The organism is Streptomyces sp. CB02959, from assembly GCF_002803155.1.
Classification (GTDB): domain Bacteria; phylum Actinomycetota; class Actinomycetes; order Streptomycetales; family Streptomycetaceae; genus Streptomyces.
In genome coordinates this window covers 21,910-27,952 of sequence record NZ_NNBP01000053.1, presented here as the reverse complement: position 1 = coordinate 27,952, position 6,043 = coordinate 21,910, and the positions used below count along the sequence as shown (strand labels likewise).

The window sequence follows — 6,043 nt, the reverse complement described above, 5'->3', positions numbered from 1 at the left end:
GCCATCAGAAACGGCCTAGGGGCAGCCAGCGGCCGGTCACCTTGAGGACGTACTCGGCGAGGACGCGGGCTGGGTGCTCGACGGGCAGCAGCGCGGCGGCGCGGCGGACGTCGTCGGCCACCGCTCGGGCGGCTCCGGTCAGCTGCAGCGCGATCTGCTCGCAGTCCGCCGCCGGCGAGCCGGCGCCGCTGTTCCACCCGAGCACGGCCTTGACCAGGCCCTCGTGAGAGCTGCGGTCGAGAGGGGGTTCCCCCTCGATCAGGCCGTCGGGGTCGTGCAGCGCGGATCTTGTCCTGCAGGGCCAGGAAGCCGAAGAGCTGCCGAAGTCCCAGGTAGCCGACACCGCGTGGGTGCCCGGCCACGACAGGGGCATCCCAGCCCATGAGACGGTGATCCGCATCCCCGCCCGCATGGTGCCGATTCTGAGGGAGGCATGTGATGTCGCAGAGCAACGTGCCGGACTTCGCTGAACTGCTATCAGGAGCGCAGCGCACGGCCGTGCACCTGGAGATGCGCGACCAGTACGGTGTCGGGGACGAGGTCGAGGACATCGATCGGTTCACCCGCACCGGGGAGATCACCCTCGATCCCACCGCATCCTTCTGGCCCGAGTGGCTCGGCATCGTGAAGGAGACCCTGGCCCGCGGCGTCGTCATGCGCGCAGGCCGCCGCGGCGGAGGCCAGGCGACGGAACTTGGGCGCAGTCCTGCGGTTCTACCGGCCTGGATTTCGGTCCCGCTGCCCGCGCGGGGTCACCAGATCAGGACACCGCAGCCCATCGCCTGCGCCCGGCGAGCTATCTCGGGTGCAGATTGAGCGTCAGGCGTGTTGACCGAACTAACTCATAAGTCCTCGCAGGTCAGTTGGGGGTTGGTCAGGCAAGTTGGGCACGTATGTGGACTCGGCCTGTAAGCCCGGCGGATAGCCTGGAAGTGCCGCGAGGGGATAAGCGCGGTAGCGCTTATCCCCTCCAAAAGTCCAGCAAGGGGCCGAGCGAGTCGTCAGGTCAGCTGAGTTCCCACCTGATGTGCGACGCTCCGGCGCCGAAGACACGACCGCGGACTTCAGGGACGGCCACGGAGTTGCCCCAGGGCACCTTGCAGTAGCCGCCGCCGGAACCGCAGTGGTACCAGTACTTCCTGCCGTTACTGTCGTAAGCCTTGGCCTGCAGCGCCGGGTTTTGCACACCGCCGTCGATGACCCAGTGAATGACCAGCTGGAGTCCCGGGTTGCCGAAGACCGAGCAGTTGCCCTTGGACGGTGACCATGCGACGGGGGTCGCGGTCAGATTGCCTCCACAGCGGGATGCCGCAGCGTAGCGTTCGGCAGCGACGACGTGCGGCGTGGACGGTCGGTCATGTGTCGGTGCGGACGCTGCGGCGCCCGCTTCTGCCAGGCTGCCCGCCGTCAGGGCTGCGGCGGCAGCGACGACAAGTGACCTGGCCAACAGACTTAATCGCATTCGCTGACCCTTCGGTTCTTTCCCAGGTCCATGTGCCGGGCGTTGGTGTCCGGCACCCTCCGTTCTCCGAAGGAGGATCGCTGTCCCAGCTCTGCGCCGGCCGGGGCCAAGGCCCGTCTCAGTGCACTTTGGTCGCTCAGCACTCCTGCTTACAGCCACACGACCAAGTGACGACAGGGCGCAAAGAAGCTTCGAGGAGTTGGGGAGCGCACGACTGGGCGGCTGGGGCACCAGTGGTCAGGCCACGGGAACCCAGCCGAAGAAGATATGCCCGGCGGCGCCGTACCGGAGTACCGCGTTGGAGCCGGCGGAGGACACCGGCTCGAACATGGTGGAGACACCCAGCAGCAGGCCGCCCCGCTTCCGGCATGCTTGGATGGTCTCCAGCTCCGCCGAAGACGACCAATGCTCATCGGGGCCGGCGTCGATGTGAGTGGTCGATCCCGTCAGGCGCGCGAGGGGCGGATCCTGGTCGGCCGCCCGCCTGTCGACCGCCGCCTTCCTCCAATGACGCGGACGCGCGGCCAAGACTGCTGCCGCAGATCATCGAATCCCGCGAACGACGACACACCCGCGTACTGCATGTCTGCCCTGTCTTTGCCTGCGATGGCCGGGACAGGGTGGGCCGCCGCGACCCCGGTCGCCGATGCCGCGCTGGTGTCAGACAGCATCGGGGAAGAAATGGGACATTGTTCTGAATTGGTAACTTACAGCGCGCCCAAGGGGCTTGGGGAGGCTTGATCGGAAGGATTCCCTTGCCGGTGACCAGCCGGCACATCAGTGTCGTAATCGGCGGGGCTCTCGCCGTATTGCGCGAGGAAGGAATCGTTCATGTCCTACAGCAAGCGCATCGCCGCCGCCGTGCTCGTGGCCGGCGCGGTCATCGGAGTCGGCGCACTTCCCGCCTCCGCCGCGGACCGTGGCTACGACCACGGCCCTCACCGCGGCTACCACGGCCGTCACTACGGCTACCACCACGACCGTGACGGATGGCGGCACGGCGGTGAGGGTTTCCGGGGCGAGGGATGGCGGCACGACCACGACGGCTTCCGCGGATGGCGGCACGGCCACCACAACTGGCGGTAGGCCGACGCGGCGCCGAGGGTGGCGCGGTGAGCCGGTCCGGACCAGGTGATGAGGATCTGCGGATGTGAGCGGGTGCCATCAAGGGCTTGATTCGGATTCGGCCGGGCAGCCGGCCCCAGGCACCGCGAACCCGGTGTGGGACAGGCCCGCCGGTCCACTGTTCAGGGCCGGCGGGGCTGTCGGCGTTGTCCGCCGATGGGGTCCCGGTGTCCCGTGGCCAAGGAGACGGCCGCGGGACACCGGGACCCGTAGGCCAGGCTGCGTGCCGGCCCCAGCGGAGGCCACCCACCATTCGTGCACGCAGACCGGTTGCCCCACGATGGTGGACCGCCATGCGCCAGCGCTCGAACTGCGGCCACCGGCGAACCTTGGCCCACGCTTCGATGGTCACGTCCTGATGCCACTGCTGCTCGGCGGCCTCCCCCGCGCTCGGTCTCGGAGGCGTGCGGCATGGCGGCGTCGACGGCGACTGCGTGTCGCCGCGCACGGCGGTCGGCCTGCCGACCCTCGCACCGCGGGCAGTCCCAGCCGGAGTCGAGCAGCAATCGGTCGTCACACCACACACCGCCGCACTGTAGAGGGGCGCTGCGAGTGCCGATGAAGTGTGGGTGATGACGAACTGTGTGTTGGTGCACGCCGCGTTCTTTGAGCACTCCCGCACATTTGCGGTACCTGCGCCAGAGAGGTTTTCTCGCCCCTGAATTCCTGTTGGCCCGCATCACCAAAAGGGCCAAACTGGTGGAGATATGGCGATGTCCTTGAGGGGTTCGGCGATTGCGTCACCTTTGACGCGTCGACGAGATTCCGGATCGCTCGTGAGTCCTCTGCAGCGTCGCTGGTGACGAGTTCACTCTTCGGGGCATCATCGGTCGTGGTGTCCTGGACACAGCCCGGCCCAGGACACCAGATGTCCCGCCGAGGGGAACCGGGGCATGTCGCCCCCGGTCTCGGCCACGATCACCTAGGCCACCGCCCGGTCGATCCCGGGGACGATGTCCAGCAGGCCCCAGACGACAGCCCAACATCACCTGCAACGAGGCCGGGCTGAACGGGTGACGGGACCTGGCCGCTCACACCTCCAAGATCATCCCATCGCCCGTTTGGAGCGTATCTGGGTCACACCCCTGGTAGGGGCAGCCCGGTGCAGGCGCCGGCCTCAGTCGCCGCGGCCCGGCACTCCCATCTGCGTATATTCCGGCGGCGCGGAGGATTCTTGGACCGAGGGCGCCGAACGGTGATCGCGGCGGCCGTCGAGGGCGCGGCGCAGCAATGGCGCCGTGGTGCCTGCGGCCGCGCTCGGCTTCGTCCTTGCTGACACGGGCCGGTGCGGCCTATACCGCCGAACGGATCCCAGAACGTCATTGCGCGGCGCGGGCCGGTGTCTGGGCTCAGATGTGGTTGATCAGCCACTCGGTCAGTTCGGGGCGCGGTTCGCTGTGGGGGGAGTTGTCGTCGGCGCAGCGGAAGGCGTCCAGGTCGAAGGGGCCCGAGTCGGGGGCGGACAGGTCGGTGAAGAAGTCCACGTCTTCCCAGTGGAGTGGGTCGTGGTGGAGTGCGGTCGCGCTGACGGACGGGACGAAGCAGGTGTAGTCGAAGCGCGGGTCGACCTCGATGCCCAGTTTTTTGGCGACCAGGCCGAAGGAGGCGAGGGTGCCGCCCGGGGCACCGTCCAGCGCCGGGACGCTCGTGGTCGAGCTGCGCCGGACCGCCAGGGCGATGTGCATTCCGCCGATGGGCTGCTTGTCGCCCAGGTCGGGCTGGATGCGGGCCGTGGCGCTCGCGACGTTGTACTCCTTCTTGTACTCGAAGGCGATCTCACCAGGCGTCAGTTTCAGTCCGGTGCCGGCTCCGTGGCCGTTGGCGACACCGACCCTGGCCATGTCTGTGGGGAAGTTGCCGACGGCGGCCAGGTCCTTGAGGAACTGGGTGCGCAGTGGGCTGGCGGTGGCCACGGGGCCCTGGTACTTGGAGTTCTCCACCCATGCCCACAGCAGCTGCTGGGCGGCGGGGCTGCGCAGGAGTTCGGCCTGCTTGGGCTCGCCCGGCGCCTCGTCGGTGTAGTCCTCGAAGAAGTGGGCCATCTGCTGGAGGATCAGGGGAATCCAGGCGCCGAGGTGGGGGGTGTCCCAGGAGAAGTAGGTGCGGGTCTGGGGGTCGTCGCCGTTGTGCTGCATGCGTGCGAGCGCGTAGCGGGTGATCGTTCCGCCCATGCTGACCCCGCCGACGACCAGCTTCTGGTCGCCCTCGCGCTCGGCGATCGCGCGCTCGATGCATGCGGTGGCGACGCCGGCGTTGGCCTGGATGTAGGTGTGGCGCTCGTCGAAGCCCAGCAGGATCACGTCATGGCCGGCCTCTCGGAGTGAGGTGAGGAACCGGCCCCCTTCCTGCTTGTCGAAGAACGTCCACAGTCCGTCGAGGTCGCTGGGCCCGTAGTTGAATCCGTCCGCGAAGATCAGCGGTCGCTGGATGCGGCGGCGGCCGTCGGTGGCGAGGTAGACGTGGGCGGTGCCGGTCGCGATGGTGTCCTCGTACGGGTACGAGCCGCGCAGCGTCCACGTGAAGTCCGGTCGTGGTGCCTCGCCGGGGCCCGTGAGCGGGGTGGTGAACCAGATGTCACGGGGCAGCTCCGCCGCCAGCGCGGTGAGCTGTTCCTGCGATGCCTCTTGGAGTCCGTCCAGGAGGCTGAAGCTGACATGGATCTCGGCGGTCTTTGCCATGAGTGAAGCCTTCGTTCGGTCCCGCGCCGACCTGGGCGCGGGAGAGGGCGACGGCAACCCGTAGCGGAGTCACGGGCGCGTCCCAGCGCCCAGGGCTCAGGACCGGCCCAAGGCTCAAGGATGCGCACGGTGTGTGATCAATCGTGCGCACGTCGTGATTGTGAGGCAGGTGGCGCGGGAGCGCGAGAGCACGCGCCGTAGCTTCCCGACGAGTCGGAACCGGCGTCCCGCCCTGGACTACCGGCGCGGACCTCTACCGCGAGCAAGTCGCCACCGCGATCGAGAAGTACCAGGCCGACAGCCGGAAGCACCGGCGGCTACATCGAGGCGACCCCGACCTGAATCTGTCCGGCCGCTGGGTGGACTGGGAAATCCGCGTCCCCGCCCCGGCCTGGATCTCCATCGCCTGGCGCGAGCAGGACGACCGCCTCCGCACCGGCGCCCGCACCACGCTGGCGCAGCTACTGAAAGACGCACACACGCAGCCATATGACGGGGAGGAGGCCGACTGGCCATCTTGGAGGACCTTCGCCGCCGCCCTCGCCGACCCGCAGCTGTCCATGGCCGGGCTCAGCCCGAATCTGTGGGGCATCGGCCACTCCACCCCCACCACGGCCGCCGTCGTGCAGCAGGACGGCACCATCATCGCCGACGCCCCCCGACGCCTGGCCGTCCTCGACTGGCTCAACGCCCGGGAGGACGCCAACCGCCCGGCCCCGAGACGTACACTCCCACCCTCGTGAGCCGCGACGAGCCCGGCCTGAACGGCTGGAACCTC

The 6,043-nt window shown here is 68.6% G+C and carries 8 protein-coding genes; 4 read left to right on the top strand and 4 right to left on the bottom strand.

From position 1 onward, the window contains the following. The first annotated feature begins 230 nt into the window (after positions 1–230). On the top strand, positions 231–470 hold the full coding sequence (locus tag CG747_RS50535) for a hypothetical protein (RefSeq protein ID WP_100607648.1): 240 nt from the start codon (positions 231–233) through the stop codon (positions 468–470). After that, entirely contained in the window at positions 439–816 is a 378-nt protein-coding gene (locus CG747_RS44870) for a DUF6879 family protein (protein ID WP_146022287.1), read from the top strand. Before CG747_RS50535 ends, CG747_RS44870 begins: the two co-directional genes overlap by 32 nt. Positions 817–1,006: 190 nt before the next feature. On the opposite strand, the gene CG747_RS47700 is transcribed toward CG747_RS44870, so the two are convergent. Beyond that, positions 1,007–1,462 (bottom strand): hypothetical protein, encoded by a 456-nt coding sequence (locus tag CG747_RS47700; protein ID WP_146022286.1) that lies wholly within the window; start codon positions 1,460–1,462, stop codon positions 1,007–1,009. A 237-nt stretch (positions 1,463–1,699) separates the two neighbouring features. Next, on the bottom strand, positions 1,700–1,990 hold the full coding sequence (locus CG747_RS44865) for a hypothetical protein (protein ID WP_100607646.1): 291 nt from the start codon (positions 1,988–1,990) through the stop codon (positions 1,700–1,702). Between the two features lie 303 nt (positions 1,991–2,293). On the opposite strand from CG747_RS44865, the gene CG747_RS44860 reads away from it, so the two are divergent. Next, positions 2,294–2,548, top strand: a complete 255-nt coding sequence (locus CG747_RS44860; RefSeq protein WP_100607645.1) for a hypothetical protein — start codon at positions 2,294–2,296, stop codon at positions 2,546–2,548. 862 nt (positions 2,549–3,410) lie between these two features. Here the strand turns inward: CG747_RS44860 and CG747_RS50530 are convergent. Both CG747_RS50530 and CG747_RS44850 read right to left on the bottom strand, forming a co-directional pair. Continuing rightward, the gene (locus tag CG747_RS50530) at positions 3,411–3,503 is read right to left on the bottom strand and encodes an IS110 family transposase (protein WP_257981194.1); all 93 of its coding nucleotides are present in this window, start codon (positions 3,501–3,503) and stop codon (positions 3,411–3,413) included. 433 nt (positions 3,504–3,936) lie between these two features. Continuing rightward, entirely contained in the window at positions 3,937–5,265 is a 1,329-nt protein-coding gene (locus CG747_RS44850) for a triacylglycerol lipase (RefSeq protein ID WP_100607644.1), read from the bottom strand. A 359-nt stretch (positions 5,266–5,624) separates the two neighbouring features. Between CG747_RS44850 and CG747_RS44845 the strand changes: the two genes are divergently transcribed. Then, a complete protein-coding gene (locus tag CG747_RS44845; RefSeq protein ID WP_100607643.1) occupies positions 5,625–6,008 on the top strand; it encodes a hypothetical protein in 384 nt (127 codons plus the stop codon). Positions 6,009–6,043: the final 35 nt, after the last annotated feature.